This window comes from Neobacillus pocheonensis (genome assembly GCF_050477905.1).
GTDB lineage: Bacteria > Bacillota > Bacilli > Bacillales > Cytobacillaceae > Neobacillus > Neobacillus pocheonensis_A.
On sequence record NZ_JBCNAD010000054.1, the window covers coordinates 1 to 1,231 of the forward strand.

Consider the following 1,231-nt stretch of genomic DNA (forward strand, 5'->3'; position numbering starts at 1 on the left):
GAGAACAAGGATGAGCTACGTCAGCGCATCAGAACAAGAAAATACCAACCACAAGCTGCCTTAAGAGTGGAAATCCCAAAAGAAAATGGCAAGATGCGCAAGTTGGGAATACCAACAGTAGTGGATAGAGTCGTTCAACAAGCCCTTCATCAAGTTCTCAGCCCGATATTCGAAAAGCAGTTCAGCGAATTAAGTTACGGCTTTAGACCGAAAAGAAGCTGTGAGATGGCAATTATTAAAAGCTTGGAATTTTTGAATGATGGATACGATTGGGTTGTGGATATTGACCTTGAAAGATTTTTCGATACAGTCCATCACGATAAACTCATGCGAATCATTTCTAATACAATAGATGATGGAGATGTCATTTCCCTAATAAGGAAATATCTTGTCAGTGGAGTTATGGTGAATGGGAAATATGAAGATACACCAGTTGGAACTCCGCAAGGAGGAAACCTAAGCCCACTGCTGAGTAATATTATGTTGAACGAACTGGATAAGGAACTAGAAAGTAGAGGACTCCAATTCGTGAGATACGCTGATGACGCCCTAATCTTCGTGAAGAGTGAGAAAGCAGCGAATAGAGTGATGGCAACAATCGTGAGATTTATAGAAAATAAATTAGGGTTAATAGTCAACGTAGAAAAGAGTAAAATCTCCCGTCCAAAAGATTTGAAATTCTTAGGATTCGGATTTTATTACGATTCTAAGAAGGAGAAATACCAAGTAAAACCCCATCACACGTCAATACAAAAATTTCAAAGAAAGCTTCGGAAATTAACAAAGCGAAATTGGAGTGTTCCGCTAGACTACCGAATCTTAAAACTAAAACAAGTCACACTTGGGTGGGTTAATTACTTTAGAATCTCGAATATGAAAAAAGCGATGACTGAGATAGATAAGAAGCTTCGCTCCAGAATTAGAGTTATCATCTGGAAGCAATGGAAGGTATCAAAGAAACGAATCAAATCACTTGTTCAACTAGGGATTCCAGAGGAAGAGGCGAAAGGATTAACTTTCTGTCGGAAAGGTTATCGGTACATCGGACTATCAAAGGTTGTTCAAAGAGCGATTTCAAACAAAAGACTAAAGCAGAGGGGACTTCCCTCTGCTTTAGAACATTATCTAAAAGTACACACTGTAATATAAATTGAACCGCCGTATACGGAACCGTACGTACGGTGGTGTGAGAGGGGCGAAAATAATCAACTTATTTTCCCTCTACTCGATT

1 protein-coding gene is annotated in these 1,231 nt (G+C 39.2%); it reads left to right on the forward strand.

Going from position 1 to position 1,231, the window contains the following annotated elements:
* The coding region (ltrA, locus tag ABES02_RS25330) for a group II intron reverse transcriptase/maturase (RefSeq protein WP_430140540.1) at nucleotides 1-1,149 on the forward strand (1,149 nt) is incomplete at its 5' end.
* Between the last annotated feature and the right edge of the window lie 82 nt (nucleotides 1,150-1,231).